At 44.6% G+C, this 13,668-nt stretch carries 14 protein-coding genes and 1 pseudogene; 11 read left to right on the top strand and 4 right to left on the bottom strand.

The genetic code is table 11. The annotated features are described in order from the left end of the window. Nucleotides 1–569: 569 nt before the first annotated feature. Nucleotides 570–830, bottom strand: a pseudogene (locus ACI4L0_RS08265) (RHS repeat-associated core domain-containing protein); the annotation flags it as partial. 306 nt (nucleotides 831–1,136) lie between these two features. Here ACI4L0_RS08265 and ACI4L0_RS08260 point away from each other — a divergent pair. From ACI4L0_RS08260 to ACI4L0_RS08250, 3 genes are all read left to right on the top strand, one after another. Continuing rightward, nucleotides 1,137–1,385, top strand: a complete 249-nt coding sequence (locus ACI4L0_RS08260; RefSeq protein WP_439799694.1) for an OadG family transporter subunit — start codon at nucleotides 1,137–1,139, stop codon at nucleotides 1,383–1,385. Nucleotides 1,386–1,537: 152 nt separating this feature from the next. After that, nucleotides 1,538–3,616 (top strand): sodium-extruding oxaloacetate decarboxylase subunit alpha, encoded by a 2,079-nt coding sequence (gene oadA, locus ACI4L0_RS08255; RefSeq protein WP_439799693.1) that lies wholly within the window; start codon nucleotides 1,538–1,540, stop codon nucleotides 3,614–3,616. A 36-nt stretch (nucleotides 3,617–3,652) separates the two neighbouring features. Then, entirely contained in the window at nucleotides 3,653–5,080 is a 1,428-nt protein-coding gene (locus tag ACI4L0_RS08250; protein ID WP_439799692.1) for a sodium ion-translocating decarboxylase subunit beta, read from the top strand. A 124-nt stretch (nucleotides 5,081–5,204) separates the two neighbouring features. Here ACI4L0_RS08250 and ACI4L0_RS08245 read toward each other — a convergent pair whose 3' ends face one another. Further along, nucleotides 5,205–6,050, bottom strand: a complete 846-nt coding sequence (locus ACI4L0_RS08245; protein ID WP_439799691.1) for a DUF5718 family protein — start codon at nucleotides 6,048–6,050, stop codon at nucleotides 5,205–5,207. 230 nt (nucleotides 6,051–6,280) lie between these two features. Between ACI4L0_RS08245 and rplU the strand changes: the two genes are divergently transcribed. From rplU to rsfS, 8 genes are all read left to right on the top strand, one after another. Next, the gene (gene rplU, locus ACI4L0_RS08240; protein WP_439799690.1) at nucleotides 6,281–6,595 is read left to right on the top strand and encodes a 50S ribosomal protein L21; all 315 of its coding nucleotides are present in this window, start codon (nucleotides 6,281–6,283) and stop codon (nucleotides 6,593–6,595) included. Between the two features lie 15 nt (nucleotides 6,596–6,610). Beyond that, on the top strand, nucleotides 6,611–6,928 hold the full coding sequence (locus tag ACI4L0_RS08235) for a ribosomal-processing cysteine protease Prp (protein ID WP_439799689.1): 318 nt from the start codon (nucleotides 6,611–6,613) through the stop codon (nucleotides 6,926–6,928). Between the two features lie 30 nt (nucleotides 6,929–6,958). Next, the gene (rpmA, locus tag ACI4L0_RS08230) at nucleotides 6,959–7,219 is read left to right on the top strand and encodes a 50S ribosomal protein L27 (protein ID WP_439799688.1); all 261 of its coding nucleotides are present in this window, start codon (nucleotides 6,959–6,961) and stop codon (nucleotides 7,217–7,219) included. A gap of 104 nt (nucleotides 7,220–7,323) precedes the next feature. Beyond that, complete coding sequence (gene obgE / locus ACI4L0_RS08225; RefSeq protein ID WP_439799687.1) at nucleotides 7,324–8,445, top strand: GTPase ObgE; 1,122 nt, start codon at nucleotides 7,324–7,326, stop codon at nucleotides 8,443–8,445. A gap of 2 nt (nucleotides 8,446–8,447) precedes the next feature. Continuing rightward, nucleotides 8,448–9,107 (top strand): nicotinate (nicotinamide) nucleotide adenylyltransferase, encoded by a 660-nt coding sequence (gene nadD / locus ACI4L0_RS08220; protein WP_439799686.1) that lies wholly within the window; start codon nucleotides 8,448–8,450, stop codon nucleotides 9,105–9,107. Then, the gene (yqeK, locus tag ACI4L0_RS08215) at nucleotides 9,091–9,699 is read left to right on the top strand and encodes a bis(5'-nucleosyl)-tetraphosphatase (symmetrical) YqeK (protein WP_439799685.1); all 609 of its coding nucleotides are present in this window, start codon (nucleotides 9,091–9,093) and stop codon (nucleotides 9,697–9,699) included. Before nadD ends, yqeK begins: the two co-directional genes overlap by 17 nt. A gap of 18 nt (nucleotides 9,700–9,717) precedes the next feature. Beyond that, a complete protein-coding gene (locus ACI4L0_RS08210; protein ID WP_439799684.1) occupies nucleotides 9,718–10,920 on the top strand; it encodes an LCP family protein in 1,203 nt (400 codons plus the stop codon). Between the two features lie 32 nt (nucleotides 10,921–10,952). Beyond that, complete coding sequence (gene rsfS, locus ACI4L0_RS08205) at nucleotides 10,953–11,300, top strand: ribosome silencing factor (protein WP_439799683.1); 348 nt, start codon at nucleotides 10,953–10,955, stop codon at nucleotides 11,298–11,300. A 4-nt stretch (nucleotides 11,301–11,304) separates the two neighbouring features. On the opposite strand, the gene ACI4L0_RS08200 is transcribed toward rsfS, so the two are convergent. Beyond that, entirely contained in the window at nucleotides 11,305–12,282 is a 978-nt protein-coding gene (locus ACI4L0_RS08200) for a lytic transglycosylase domain-containing protein (RefSeq protein WP_439799682.1), read from the bottom strand. Beyond that, nucleotides 12,282–13,343 carry a tetratricopeptide repeat protein gene (locus tag ACI4L0_RS08195; protein WP_439799681.1) on the bottom strand — a complete coding sequence of 354 codons (1,062 nt, stop codon included), beginning with the start codon at nucleotides 13,341–13,343 and terminating at the stop codon, nucleotides 12,282–12,284. The genes ACI4L0_RS08200 and ACI4L0_RS08195 overlap by 1 nt, the downstream gene beginning before the upstream one ends. Nucleotides 13,344–13,668: the final 325 nt, after the last annotated feature.

Below are 13,668 nucleotides of genomic sequence, written 5' to 3'. Positions count from 1 at the left end.
AAGACCAAAACATTAGTCTAGAATATTTAATGATATTACCACTCTTCATTTTCTTGTCCCCCAACAAATTTGAGCATTTTACCTTCTTCTCCAGATTTTGTTTTAATCTTATTTTTTTGATTTACCCAACCAACTGCAATCTCCCCATTCGGAGCATAAACAATTACACCATTGCCTAAAGCATCAGCTAATTCTTGTGCATAGGACACATCTCTTCCTTTTGCATCTTTTCTATTTACTCCGACATCACATGAATATAGAATTACCACTTTAGTTGAGTTTTCCCATTTCGGATCTGATTTTATCATTTCTGCTAATTTTTTAGCTGTTATATATATAGGTTTCCCTCTGTCGGTAGAATTCTTATCATATTCATAATATTTAAATATACCAGATTCATTGCCATGCGCAGAAACAATATATGGACGATAATTATTATCAAAGGGGCTTACATGAGATTTTGCACGATAAAATTGAGTTTCCCTATTTTGTGGATTAAGATTTAAATCTACACCTTGCCTATTACCTGCTTTTATCCATGGTTCTTTAAACCAATTTTTCATCCACCATGAATTGTCTTTTGTCTGATTCCCATCAGGGTCTATATAGCGTACCGGGTTATTCCCCGCGTAGTGGTACAAATTGCCATTGATGTGATTGAACACACCTTCAATTCCCGGCAGATTCTGGTTATATCTCTTTGCCTCCTCGTTTATTGGCGCTTTCGGTATGTATTCCCCAAGCGCCGGATCAGTACTCAACCACCTTGAATACTTAGGATCTAAATATCTAGCTCCATAATAATAAAGTCCTGTTTCTTCGTCTAGTTTGTTTCTGTCGCAAAGCTGTCATGCAAAGGGCTTTTGTGCGGTCATCAGCAGGAAGTTGTAAAAAGTTAAATTTTAAAGGTGGCTCTAATTGTAAAGTTTTTAAAATTTATCTATACTAATAGAAATATCTATGGAGCCGCTGGAAATTTTTGTTTTTTCCCGGGGCTTCTAAAATGCGCTTTCTGCACGGAATTTCTGGAATTTTCCGGGACTCCCGCTAAAACGCAGTTGTGCTCAGTCTTGTCTGTAGGGCCGCCGTCATGAAAATTTAAGGTGCGTCCGCAAATCTTTATTCTTGGAGGAACTATGACAGTTCTTGAAATGTTCAGCCAGAGCGGAGTTCTTACTTTGCTTGGAATGGCTATTGTTTTTGGATTTTTGATTGTTCTTATTCTGGCGATGATGGCTCTGCACGCTTTTGTTCATGCCTTGAAATGGGATACGGTTCCTGCTGCTCCCGAGGCCGCCGTTCCTGCTTCTTCTGCGCCTGCTGAAGACAAGGGCGCGGTGGTTGCTGCTATAGCCGCTGTGCTGAAAGAAAAAAATGCCCTGTGATTTTTTTAGAATTTCCGGGGCGGAATGATTATGAAAATACGATGTTTTAAGTTGTGCCGTTGCATCGCTTAAAGCTCAAAGGAACTGCTGAAAATCAGTGAAAATGAATTTTTAGAAGTTCCCTTTAATAGATTTTATTAAGAGGTTTGATTATGTCTAAGAAAATTGGAATTTCCGAGCTTGTTTTGCGTGATGCCCATCAGTCACTTCATGCTACACGCATGACAACTGCTGATATGCTGCCAGTGTGCGAGATGATTGACAAGATTGGCTATTGGGCAGTTGAAGGCTGGGGCGGAGCTACCTATGATTCCTGCATCCGCTTTTTGAACGAGGATCCATGGGAGCGTTTGCGCAAGCTTCATGCCGCTCTTCCGAACAACAAGATTATGATGCTTCTGCGCGGACAGAACCTTCTTGGCTACCGTCATTATGCTGATGATGTTGTGGACAAGTTTGTTGAAACCGCTGCTAAAAACGGCATTGATGTGTTCCGTATTTTCGATGCGTGCAACGACCCTCGCAACCTTGAGCGCGCTACAAAAGCCGCAAAAAAGACCGGAAAACATGTTCAGATGGCAATTTCCTATGCCGTAACTCCGTTCCACACAAACGAAAAATATGCAGAACTTGCAAAAACTTATGCTGACTTTGGTGCTGATTCAATCTGTATTAAAGATATGTCTGGATTGCTCAAACCTTACGAAACTTATGATTTAGTTAAGGCTATTAAATCAAAAGTTGATCTTCCTGTTGAAATTCACTCACATGCTACGACAGGTCTTTCTGTCGCATCTCTTCTTAAAGGAATCGAAGCCGGTGCAGACATCGTGGATACGGCAATTTCTTCTATGTCAATGGGAACAAGTCATTCTCCTACAGAAACTGTTGTAGAAATGCTCAAAGGTACAGAATTCGATACAGGTCTTGATATAAAACTTCTCCTTGAAATAGCCGCTTATTTCCGCGAAGTTCGCAAGCATTATTCTTCTCTTGAATCAGCATTCCTTGGAGCAGACACACGAATCCTTCTTTCACAGGTTCCGGGCGGAATGCTTTCAAATCTTGAATCTCAGCTTAAACAGATGGGCGCCGCTGATAAAATGGATGAAGTTCTTGAAGAGCTTCCAAGAGTTCACAAAGATGCAGGCTATGTTCCTCTTGTAACTCCTACTTCTCAGATTGTAGGAACACAGGCTGTATTCAATGTAATCCAGGGCCGCTACAAGATTATGACTGCTGATTTTGCAAATCTTGTAACAGGAAAATTCGGTGCACTTCCAACAGCCGCAAATCCAGATGTCGTAAAACAGGGACTTGCACAAAATAAAATGGCAGAAGTTATGACATGCCGTCCTGCTGATAAGATTGAACCTGAATGGGACAAAATGGTTGAAGCATCAAAAGCTGCCGGCGGTAACGGTTCTGATGAAGATGTACTCACTTATGCAATGTTCCCTCAGGTTGCGGAAAAATTCTTTAAGACACGTTCAGACGGTCCTGTTGATGCTGCTGCAACATTTGCAAAGAAAGAAGCTCCTGCTGCTGCTCCTGCTTCAAAGGGCGGTTCTTACACAATTACTGTAAACGGCTCTGCTTATAATGTAACTTCTGATGGAAACGGTTCTGTTACCGTGAACGGAGTTCCGTATTCTGTTTCTGCCGGCGCTCCGGCTGAAGGGGCTGCTCCGGTTCAGGCTGCCGCTCCTGCTGCTGTCGGCGGTGTTGAAGTAAAGGCTCCTGTTGCAGGAAACCTTCTCAAGCAGTGTTTTTCAAACGGCGCAAAGGTTTCAAAGGGCCAGACTGTTATAGTTCTTGAAGCGATGAAGATGGAGCTTGAGGTAAAGGCAACCGACGACGGAACAATCACATATTCAGTTCCTGTAGGCTCACAGGTTCAGAGCGGTCAGGTTCTTGCATCAATCGGAGGCGTTGTTGTTCAGCCAGCCCCTGTAGCAAAGCCTGCTCCTGCTGAAAAACCGGCAGCTCCTGTTGCTCCTGCGCCGTCTTCGTCCGGAAGCGGAACAGCCGTAAAAGCTCCAGTTGCAGGTGTGCTCCTTAGAACTGCTGTGGCTGAAGGCGCTTCTGTAAAGAAAGGCGACAATGTCGTTATCATTGAAGCAATGAAGATGGAGCTTGAAGTAAAGGCTCCTGTTGATGGAAAGGTTCATTTCCTTGCATCGGCAGGCACTCAGCTTTCAAACAATCAGCCTGTTGCAGAGATTCTCTAGCGGATCTCCAGAATGTGATGTTTTAAGGAAAGAAATATGCCAGATACAAAGAAAATTAAGAACACAAAAATTGTATTTATCATGCTTTCGATAATGGCAGTTGCGGCTGTTTTTTCATTTACAACAAATGTTTTTGCCCAGGACAGAGCTGTTTCTGCTTCCAGGATGAATCGTGTTATTGAAAAAACTGAGAACTGGAACGGAAAGTATGACATTTCAGTTTCAAAATTTCTCCTGAACATAGGAAAGTCCACTGGAATCTACAAGATGATTCATAGGCCTACACAGGAGGAAATCGCACTTGAAAAAGCCCAGAAGGAAGCTGTGCTTTTGGCGGAGGAAAACAATCCTTTTGATGAGATGCCGAAAGCTCCCGGCTGGCAGTCAGCTGTAATGCTTTTAATCGGCTTTTTAATCATTTATCTTGCTGTTGGAAAAGGATTTGAGCCGCTTCTTCTTATTCCGATTGGCTTCGGAACTGTTCTTGTGAACATACCGGGAGCTGGAATGGGAGATGCGCCTCACGGAATGCTCCATATCATTTACAATGCCGGTGTCGGAAATGAATTTTTCCCGATGCTGATTTTTATGGGAATCGGAGCGATGACAGACTTCGGTCCGCTGATTGCAAATCCTAAGATGGCTCTGCTTGGCGGTGCGGCGCAGTTCGGTGTTTTCTTTACACTGTTTGGCGTTACTTTTATGAATGCCTTTATTGGAACCGACTATACAATACTTCAGGCTGCTGCGATTTCAATTATCGGCGGCGCGGACGGTCCGACTTCGATTTATGTTTCGGGTAAGCTTGCTCCTGGAATGATGGCTGTTATTGCGGTTGCCGCTTATTCCTACATGGCGCTTGTTCCTATGATTCAGCCTCCGATTATGAAGCTTTTGACAACCAAGAAAGAACGCTGCATAAGAATGGAGCAGCTCCGTCCTGTTTCCAAGGCGGAAAAGGTTCTGTTCCCGATGTTTCTTCTTGTGATTGCAATTCTTCTTTTGCCGCAGGCCTGTCCGCTGATTGGAATGCTTGCATTCGGCAACTTTGTTAAGGAAAGCCACGCCGCTGAGCGCATATCCAAAACAATGGAAAATGAGCTTATGAACATTGTTTCTATTTTGCTTTCGCTTGGCGTAGGAAGCCAGATGACTCCAGAGAAAATCATAAAGAAAGAGTCGTTTGGAATAATCTTTCTGGGCTTTCTGGCATTTGCGGTTGCAACTTCTGCGGGGCTTTTAATGGCGAAGTTTATGAATCTCTTCCTTAAAAAGAAGATAAATCCGCTCATTGGTTCTGCCGGTGTTTCCGCTGTTCCTATGGCGGCGCGCGTTGCAAACAAGGTCGGTCTTGAATCTGATCCGTCTAATTTCCTTCTGATGAATGCGATGGGGCCGAATGTAGCCGGTGTAATTGGAACTGCGATTGCCGCAGGTGTTTTCATTGCCACATACGGCGCATAGAAAATAAAAAGGCACTTGGGAAAGTCTGTTTTGAATGGATTTTCCAGTGCCCTGTTAAAGTGCGGATTGTGTATGCAGTCCGCATTTTTTTTGCGCTTGCCCTGCGGCTTCATTCCGGGTGCTTTCAGATAAGGCTTGCTTTCTGGCGCAGAATGCTTACTTCGCTGTCGTCCAGTGTGCCGCTTGCTGCAAGCTCCCTGATTTTTTCGTTTGTGTATTTGTCCTGCGGATAAAGAACAATTATGGTTTCGTCTTCAGGCTGAATGAAAGTTTTTTCGCCGAATTCTGTGTACCGTGTTGCTCCTATTGAAATAAGGGCTGTTTCAGGCTCGCCTGTGGAAGAAAGATATGACCTGATGTCCTCCGCCGCGCCTTCGTCTTTTTGCGTGTTGAATGTTTCCACAATCCAGGCTGTGAGCTTTTCAAAGATGTAGTTGTAGCCGCTGACCGGGCTGTCTTCCCCGTAGTCAAAAAGTTTTCCTCCGCGTGAAAGAAAACAGGCAATTCTGTACCGCCTGAGAATTCCGCTCTGTGAGAATTCGTCTATGCTGATAAGATTTTCGGAAAGCCCCTTGCTGCATTTTCCCCAGTTTTTTTTCATGCTGATTTTTTTTGCCCCGGGCTTTCTTATGGAGCAGTCATTTGACGCGCCGAATTTCACTGGAATGACAGCCTTGAGCCTGCCTTCCGCCCACTGCATTTTGCAGAGAATGGCACATTCCGGCTCTATCTGGAGTTTTTCCTCTCCGCGCGGAAAAATAATACTTTCGGAGCTGAATGGAAAAATTCCAAGAAAATCCGGCACCGGACTTTTTGCGCCCGGAATGTATGTGGGAAAAATTGCCTTTGGCGCATTTTCTTCCTTTGTCTGCACGTTCTGAAAATCAGTCGCTTCTCCTGCCTGCTCCAGGTGGCCTGTGAAATTTCCTGCGATTCCGAAGCACGGTATTTTATTCAAGTTGAATTCCATGCTGTGGATTCTACCGCATAAAGAAAAAAATTAAAAGTGAAGGGGAATGCGGCGGATAATGCCTGTAAAAGCAGACGGACTGCGGAGCTGTTATTATGGAAAATTTACATTCCGCATTGAAATTCCCTTGACCTTGGTTTGCTAAATTTGTTAAAATATCTTACTAATTGTTGAAATGCTTGCGGGAACCCGTTACTCCTTGCGGCAAAAAAAAGATAGAGGTTTATAAAATGTACGCAATTGTTGAGTTCAAAGGCAATCAGTACAAGGCAGAAAAAGACGCTGTTCTTGAAGTGTCAAAGCTTGATGCAAAAGACGGCGATGTAATCACAATCGATACTGTTCTTCTTGTAAGTGATGGCGATAAAGTTTCTGTCGGTTCTCCTTATGTAAAGGGCGCTAAAGTTACTGTTAAGGTTGGGGAAACTTTTAAGGACAAAAAGGTTCTCGTATTTAAATACAAGTCAAAGAAAGACTATCATCGTCTTATCGGACACCGTGAGCAGTACACAAGAGTCACTGTTCAGGATGTTGTTTTGGCATAAGTGACGGAAGTTCTTTTGGTTTGCAGCAGTGATGGAGCAATAAGGAGCCTGCGGGCTTCCGGACATGCTTCATTTGCTGAAAAAGGCATGGATATTGTTTGCGCCGCTGAGTCTATCGTTCTGCGGACATCGGTTGAAATGCTGGAAAATACCAAGGGGCTTGTTTTTAATGCAGATACTTCTACCCGCGGCTTTTTGGAGTTCCGGGTGGAACATGTCGCAGCTTTTGCTGTGGAACGCTTGAAATGCATTGGGGATTTTATAAGATTTGCTTTTACAGAACTTTCTGCTGAATATCCTGAAAATGTGCGTTTTCAAGAAATAACTGAATAATAGTCCGGTTCTTACCGGTGGAGGATTAAAATGGGACGTACTAAAGGCGGTAGCGGTGCTAAGAATGGCCGCGATTCAAACCCTAAACATTTGGGCGTTAAAAAATTTGGTGGAGAAAAAGTTACTGCCGGTTCTATTCTTGTAAGACAGCGTGGAACACGTATTCATCCTGGCAGCAATGTTAAGCGCGGAAAAGATGATACTTTGTATTCAGTTGCTGACGGTGTTGTAAAATATGCCGAGCGCATGAACCGCAAAGTTGTTTCAGTTGAGCCTTTGTCAGCTAACTGAAAAACAGTGTTTTTACCGCAGGATTAAAGATTTTCTACTTAATTATAAAATTGCCCGGCGTGGAATATATATCCGTGCTGGGCTTTTTTTTATAGGGAGCAAAGATGATTCAATTTGCTGATGAGGCCGTGATTACAGTTCGCTCTGGAAAGGGCGGCAACGGCTGTGTTTCCTTTAGGCGTGAAAAGTATATTCCTAACGGTGGTCCCAACGGCGGAGACGGAGGGCGCGGCGGCAATGTGGTTTTTTGCCTCAAGCGGAATCTCAGGACACTTGCGCATTTGCGGTATCACCCTATTTTAAAGGCAAAGAACGGCGGCGATGGCCAGAGCTGGAACCGCTACGGAAAAGACGGCGAGGACGTTGTGATTCCTGTTCCGCCTGGAACTACAATCCGGAACAACGAAACCGGCGAGCTTATACATGATTTTACCTATGAGGACGGAGATGAGCCTTTTGTTTTTCTGAAAGGGGGAAACGGCGGCTGGGGCAATGTCCACTTCAAGTCAAGCACTAATCAGGCTCCTCGTATTGCCAATCCGGGTGCGCCGGGGCAGGAGTGCAAGCTGCGTGTTGAGCTTTCCGTTATGGCGGACATCGGGCTTGTGGGCTTTCCAAACGCAGGAAAATCCAGTCTGCTGGATTTTTTTACTAATGCGCGTCCAAAGATTGCTCCTTATCCATTCACAACAAAAATTCCGAATTTGGGAGTTCTTCATGCGGGCGAGGGCAAGGACTTTGTTATCGCTGATATTCCCGGAATAATCGAAGGCGCATCTGAAGGGGCGGGGCTTGGAATCCGCTTTTTAAAGCACATATCGAGGACTGCCGGTCTTTTGTTTATGATTGACTGTAGCGATGATAATTTTATGGATGCCTATGACCTGCTTTTAAAGGAGCTTGAAGGATTCAATCCTGATCTTGCCAAAAAGCCGCGGATTGTTCTCTGCAACAAAATCGATGTGGACGGCGCCTTGGAGAATGCAGAAAAGCTTAAGGAGCGGATTCATTCCAGAGAGCCTGATGTCAGTGTAATCGCGGTTTCTGTTGCGGCGCGCACAAACATGAACGAAGCCCGGTGCGAGATAATTTCGCTTGTTGAAAAAATGGAAAGAAATCTTGAGCTGGCATCGGAAAAAAAATCGGGGCCGGGAAAAAGCCCGTTTCTTTCGAGCCGCTCTGTTGACGATTCCATGGATGTGCAGTTTCCGGGAAGCGAGAGCTGAGCATGAAAATTGCGATTTTGGGAGGCAGCTTTAATCCTATTCATATCGGCCACCTTTCTCTGGCGGACGAAGTGTGTGTGTCGCTTGGGTATGACAAGGTGCTTTTTGTTCCTGCCTTTTCACCGCCGCACAAGACGATGAACGGGGAGCTTTCTCCTGAAACCAGAGCCTGCATGGTCAGGCTTGCATGCGAGGATGACAGCAGATTTGAAATGGAGCCGTGCGAAATTCAGCGGGGCGGTGTTTCGTACACTTATGACACAGTTCGTTTTATTGAAGAAAAATACAAGCCTTCCGGGAAAGTCGGTCTTGTGATAGGGCGGGATTTGTTTTCAACCTTTCATCTCTGGAACAGGGCACAGGAGCTTGCGGAAAGATGCGAGCTTATTTTGGCGGAGCGTCCTTTTCAGATGGCTGCGGAAGGATTTGGAAACTCTGCCCTCGGTGAATATCAGGCGGCTGAAAATTCTTCGTGCGCGCACTTCCGGGCTGAAAGCGAGCCTTTGTTTAAGAATGCGGTTTTCCTGAAAAATGAGCCGCTGGCTGTAAGCTCCTCTGATATACGGTTCCGCGCCGCCGGTAAAATGGCTTTTCAATATCTTGTACCTTCAAAAGTTTTCAAGTATATTATTGACGGTAGTTTATATGGAAGAAAAAACTGAGCTTCTTATAGGAAAAATCAGAAAGTATGCAAAGTCTGCTCTGAAGGAAAAGCGGTATGAACATTCAGTCCGTGTCGCGGAAATGGCGGCTTTTTTGTGCGGTCTTTTTGGCTGTGATAAGGACGCCGGCTATCTTGCGGGGATTTCTCACGACATCTGCAAGAACATGGATGATAGTGAAATTCTTCAGCTTGCTTCTGATGACGGCATGGCTGTTTCTGTTGTTGAAAAGGCAAAGCCTTCGCTTTTGCATGGAAGGGCGGCTGCGGTTTTGCTTCAGAGAAGGTTTTCAGTTTCTGATGCTGACGTTGTTCAGGCTGTTGCGAATCATACACTCGGAGCTGCCGGGCTGTGTCCGCTTGCAAAGATTGTTTATGTTGCCGACAAGATTGAGCCGGGGCGGCCACAGTCCACTGATGAATACCGGCGCAATCTTTTTTCTATGACCTTGAATGAAATGACTCTTTTTGTTGTCCGCGAGAACATGGAATATCTGAATTCCAGGCAGAAAAAAATCGCGGATGCGAGCTACGAGTTTGAGGCGGATTTGAAGAGGCAGATTGCCCTGGAGCGCAATCTTTGTGCCTGCTGATTTTTCGGGACGGTAAAAATGAATGTTTCTAGAGAAAAACGCAATGGAATATTTCTTCTTGCTATTCTTGCGATTATTATCGGTGTCGCTGGAATTGTGGTCTTTTCGCTTCGGGTGGATCCTATCGAGGAAAGCCTCAAGCTGAATCCTGTTATAAACAGCCTCTGGATTTTCAAGGATGACGAAGGCAATGCGCTTTCAACGGACGTGCTTGTTTTTTATCCGCAGACAGGGCAGGCGGCGGCGTTTAATATTCTTGGAAATACCGGCGCAATTTATAAGAGCCTGGGGCGTGTTGACCGCATTGATTCTGTTTACCGCGAAAAAGGTCTGCTGGTCTATAAGGAGGAAATTGAAAAGCTCATAGGAAAGAAAATTCCGTTCACGATTGAAATAAAGCTTTCTGACCTTCGCTTTCTTGCGGATTATTTTGGCGGCCTGAACATTTTTATTTCTGCTCCCGTTGACGAAACTGACGAAAACGGACTTAGGTGCCTGTTTCCGAGCGGCGCTGTGCTTTTGGACGGAGATAAGGTGTATGACTATTTTATGTACAAAAGCCCGTCCGACTCTGCCTCCGATGTTGTGGACAGAAGGCAGGCTGTTTTTCTTTCGTTTATTTACGCTCTGAAGGAAAACCGTTCCATTGTATTTGACAAGAACAACTTTGAGATGTACGAGGAAAAATTCAAGTCAAACATAGACAGAAAAAATCTGTATAATCTGCTGAATAAAATTTCCGTTGTGGACACCGACCGCTTTTCAATTCAGACTATAACGGGAAGTCTTAGAACGGTTGACGGTCAGGTGCTTCTGTTTCCGTATTATGACGGCCAGCTTATAAAGGATGTTATAAACCAGGCTGTGAGCTCTCTTGTTTCCGGGGATTCCATGAATCAGAACCGCGTTTATGTTCTTGTAATTCAGAATGGAACTACAGAGCAGGGACTTGCGCGGAACACTTCTTTTCTTATGCAGAGCGCAGGCTATGAGGTTCTTGAAATAAAAAACGCCGAGCGCAATGACTACGAAAAGACGGAAATCATAAATCACATAGGAAACTCCGAGGCTGCAAAGTCCCTGGGGAATTTTATACACTGCACGAATATAATTGACGAGGAGGTTCTGCCTGAAACTGCTGATTCCACCAGCGCGGCGCAGGCTGACTTTACAATTATACTTGGCAGGGATTTTAATGGACGCTTTGTAAAGGGAAATTAATTTTCCGCTGCGAATTGTCCGAGTGAGGAAAAATGGAAAAATCGATTAAGGAAATGTCGCTGGAAATCGCCAAGCTTCTGGAGGACGGAAAGGGAATAGATGTCTGTGTTATTGATGTTTCGGCGTTGAACAGCTGGACAGATTATTTTGTTATTGCCACTGTTTCAAGCGGTCCGCACTGGCAGGGTCTGTACAAGGAAATAAAGGAGTATATAAAGGACACCGACCTTGAGATTCATAAAATCCACAACAAGACTTCACAGGGAAATGAATGGAACCTGATAGACCTTGGGCCTGTTGTTGTTCATCTTATGAGCCAGGAAGCCCGGGATTTTTATGAGCTTGAAAAACTCTGGCATGCTGGCAATAGAATACTGTAGTATTTTACTTTCGCAGGTTTTCCGCGGCAGTCTTTGCTTTTCCTGCCGGAAGCCTGATTTTGTACACTGTTTTTGGCGGCGTTGAGTCCCTTAAAAGCTCTATGTTCAGCATTTTGACTGTTTCCAGGGAAAGTCCTGCTGCCTGCGCTATGGTTGCAAGCCTTATGCTTCCCTTTACGGTCAGGTAGCTGAATTTTTCAGGCGCAGCGCCGTCTATCCGCATATCCGCGGCTCCCACTTCAATGGCTCCATAAAAGTCAGCGTTTTCAACTATATCTGCTATTGCAATAAGCTTCGGGATGTATTCCGATGCCTGCTTGCTTAAAAGTCCTTTTTCCGCCAGCGCCCAGTAGTCTTTTCCGGGATTTGCCTTCACTATCCGCCCCACAGCCCCGGCTCCCATGTTGTATGCGGCAATCGCCAGGTGCCAGTCGCCGAATGTCTTGTAGTTTTCCGCCAGCTTGGAAAGGGCGGCGTCAGTTTCCTTCCACGGATCTCGGCGTTCGTCAAAGTATTCGTTTTTTGTCAGGTAGGGGCTCATGCTGTTTGCCATGAACTGCCAGAGTCCGGTTGCTCCCGAGCTTGAAACCGCTGTCGGCTTGTAATTCGATTCAATTATGGGAAGATACTGAAGGTAGAGCGGCATTTTTTTTTCTTTCAGCTTTGCCCTTATATACGGTCTGTAGGGAATTGAGTCGTAAAGAACATCCGCCAGCCACTGCCGGTTTCCTGCCGAAAGATAGCGTTCCCTGTATTTTACGGTCTGCTCCTTGAAAACTCCTGAAATTCCAATGTCCTTTCTCTTTGGCTCGGGGAATACATAGCCCTTTGTTTTTTCCCGGGCTGGCTTTTCGGATTCTACGCTCTCCTGTTTTTTTTCAAAGTAGGACATATCAAGGCTGAAGTCCGCCACCGGCTCCTCTGAAAAAAACGGGAAAACAATCAATGCAGAAAATAAAATTTTAAAAGTCAGTTTTTTCATCAAAGTTTTTCACCAAAATAAATTCCCGCCCATTCCCAGCGTCCGTGGATTTCCGGGTCAGCTGGAAAATTCACCTTTCTGAAATAAAGATACCAGACATTCACATAATTGCTCCAGCCGGTTGTGCGCAGGTACGCTTCTGTCGGGGAGGACGAAGGGTCTAGGTCGGCGTTGTAGCGGATTCTGTTTCCGCGCATAAACGAGCGCATGGAAAAACTTTCCTGTGCGTTTACGTCTGTTTCAACCTGCCGCCATGACATTGCAAAGAAATTCACCTTTGACTTGTAGCGGTCAAGAGCCTTGTAGTTGTATGATGAAATTCCGGTTTTAACCGCGGCAACAAGCGCATCGAGCGTTTCAAATGTCCAGTCCTTGGAGGAATTGCTGAAGTCGATAAGCTGCTTTGCGTTCAGGTATGCATTCGGGTAGCCTGCTATCTGCAAAGTTGAAGCATCGTCCTGATCCAGAAACTGCGTGTAGGAAAGAATCGCCTGCCGCCATTCGCCTTCCTTTTCGTATTCGACTGCAAGCCTGTAGAAAAGCTCGGTTGTGCTTATGTTGTTCGGAAATCTGCTTATCAGCTGGTTGAAATATGAAATTCTGTTTGCCGGAGTTGAGCTTATCTGAATCAGATTCTGAAGGCAGATAAAGTGAATTGATTTTCCCTGGACAATAAGGTCGTTGTAGTTGTTTATGATTCTTTCAAAATAATATTCGGCAATCGGCTCGGCTTCGCTTTCAAGATATGCGTGGGCGGTCATCAAAAGCCAGTATGCGTTGTATGGATCGTCTTCGTGCTGCTCAACCCAGTCTGTAAGAAAATGAACGAGCGACGGATAGTCTTTTACAGAAAGCATATTGCTTGCGATTCTGTTTACAACTGCGTATCTTGTTTCTTCGTTCATGTCTTTTTTTTCAAGAAGCGAAAATAAAAGGCTCTGCGTTTCCCTGTAGTGCTTTGAGTTTGCTTCCGGCAGAACCGTGCCTTTTCCGGAGGCGGAGCATGATATAAAAAATGCTGAAAAAAATAGTGCCGCAAATCTGAAAACCTTATGAAACATGCCGCTATTCTACCATATTATGGAACTTGTTTTCAATTAAAGTGCTGTGTTTTCTAATGAAGCCCCAATGACAGAAATTTGATGGATTGAATAAGAAGCCGGTTAATTCCACAAAATGGCGTTGGGGTTCTATGGTGATTTTTATATAAAAACAATGATATAGAAAAAACTCTTAGCAAATACATTAATTTTGTAAGATGATAAAAATGAACACTAGCTCGATGAAGTAAAAAAATGTATTTCAGACCTTGATGATAAAAAATTCATTTTCGAGTTATAATCAAAAGTTGTGGATGAGTTAATTTAAAAATAGAAAAAGAGACTG

It is taken from the genome of Treponema sp. (assembly GCF_051883275.1).
Classification (GTDB): Bacteria; Spirochaetota; Spirochaetia; order Treponematales; family Treponemataceae; genus Treponema_D.
This window is presented reverse-complemented; position numbering and strand designations above follow the sequence as displayed.

Excerpts from the sequence above, each read along its gene's own strand:
- ACI4L0_RS08250 (WP_439799692.1), top strand. The coding sequence starts at position 3,653 with ATGCCAGATACAAAGAAAATTAAGAACACAAAAATTGTATTTATCATG.
- oadA (WP_439799693.1), top strand. The coding sequence starts at position 1,538 with ATGTCTAAGAAAATTGGAATTTCCGAGCTTGTTTTGCGTGATGCCCAT.
- ACI4L0_RS08200 (WP_439799682.1), bottom strand. The coding sequence starts at position 12,282 with ATGAAAAAACTGACTTTTAAAATTTTATTTTCTGCATTGATTGTTTTC.
- ACI4L0_RS08210 (WP_439799684.1), top strand. The coding sequence starts at position 9,718 with ATGAATGTTTCTAGAGAAAAACGCAATGGAATATTTCTTCTTGCTATT.
- yqeK (WP_439799685.1), top strand. The coding sequence starts at position 9,091 with ATGGAAGAAAAAACTGAGCTTCTTATAGGAAAAATCAGAAAGTATGCA.
- ACI4L0_RS08195 (WP_439799681.1), bottom strand. The coding sequence starts at position 13,343 with ATGTTTCATAAGGTTTTCAGATTTGCGGCACTATTTTTTTCAGCATTT.
- rsfS (WP_439799683.1), top strand. The coding sequence starts at position 10,953 with ATGGAAAAATCGATTAAGGAAATGTCGCTGGAAATCGCCAAGCTTCTG.
- nadD (WP_439799686.1), top strand. The coding sequence starts at position 8,448 with ATGAAAATTGCGATTTTGGGAGGCAGCTTTAATCCTATTCATATCGGC.
- ACI4L0_RS08260 (WP_439799694.1), top strand. The coding sequence starts at position 1,137 with ATGACAGTTCTTGAAATGTTCAGCCAGAGCGGAGTTCTTACTTTGCTT.
- obgE (WP_439799687.1), top strand. The coding sequence starts at position 7,324 with ATGATTCAATTTGCTGATGAGGCCGTGATTACAGTTCGCTCTGGAAAG.
- rpmA (WP_439799688.1), top strand. The coding sequence starts at position 6,959 with ATGGGACGTACTAAAGGCGGTAGCGGTGCTAAGAATGGCCGCGATTCA.
- rplU (WP_439799690.1), top strand. The coding sequence starts at position 6,281 with ATGTACGCAATTGTTGAGTTCAAAGGCAATCAGTACAAGGCAGAAAAA.
- ACI4L0_RS08245 (WP_439799691.1), bottom strand. The coding sequence starts at position 6,050 with ATGGAATTCAACTTGAATAAAATACCGTGCTTCGGAATCGCAGGAAAT.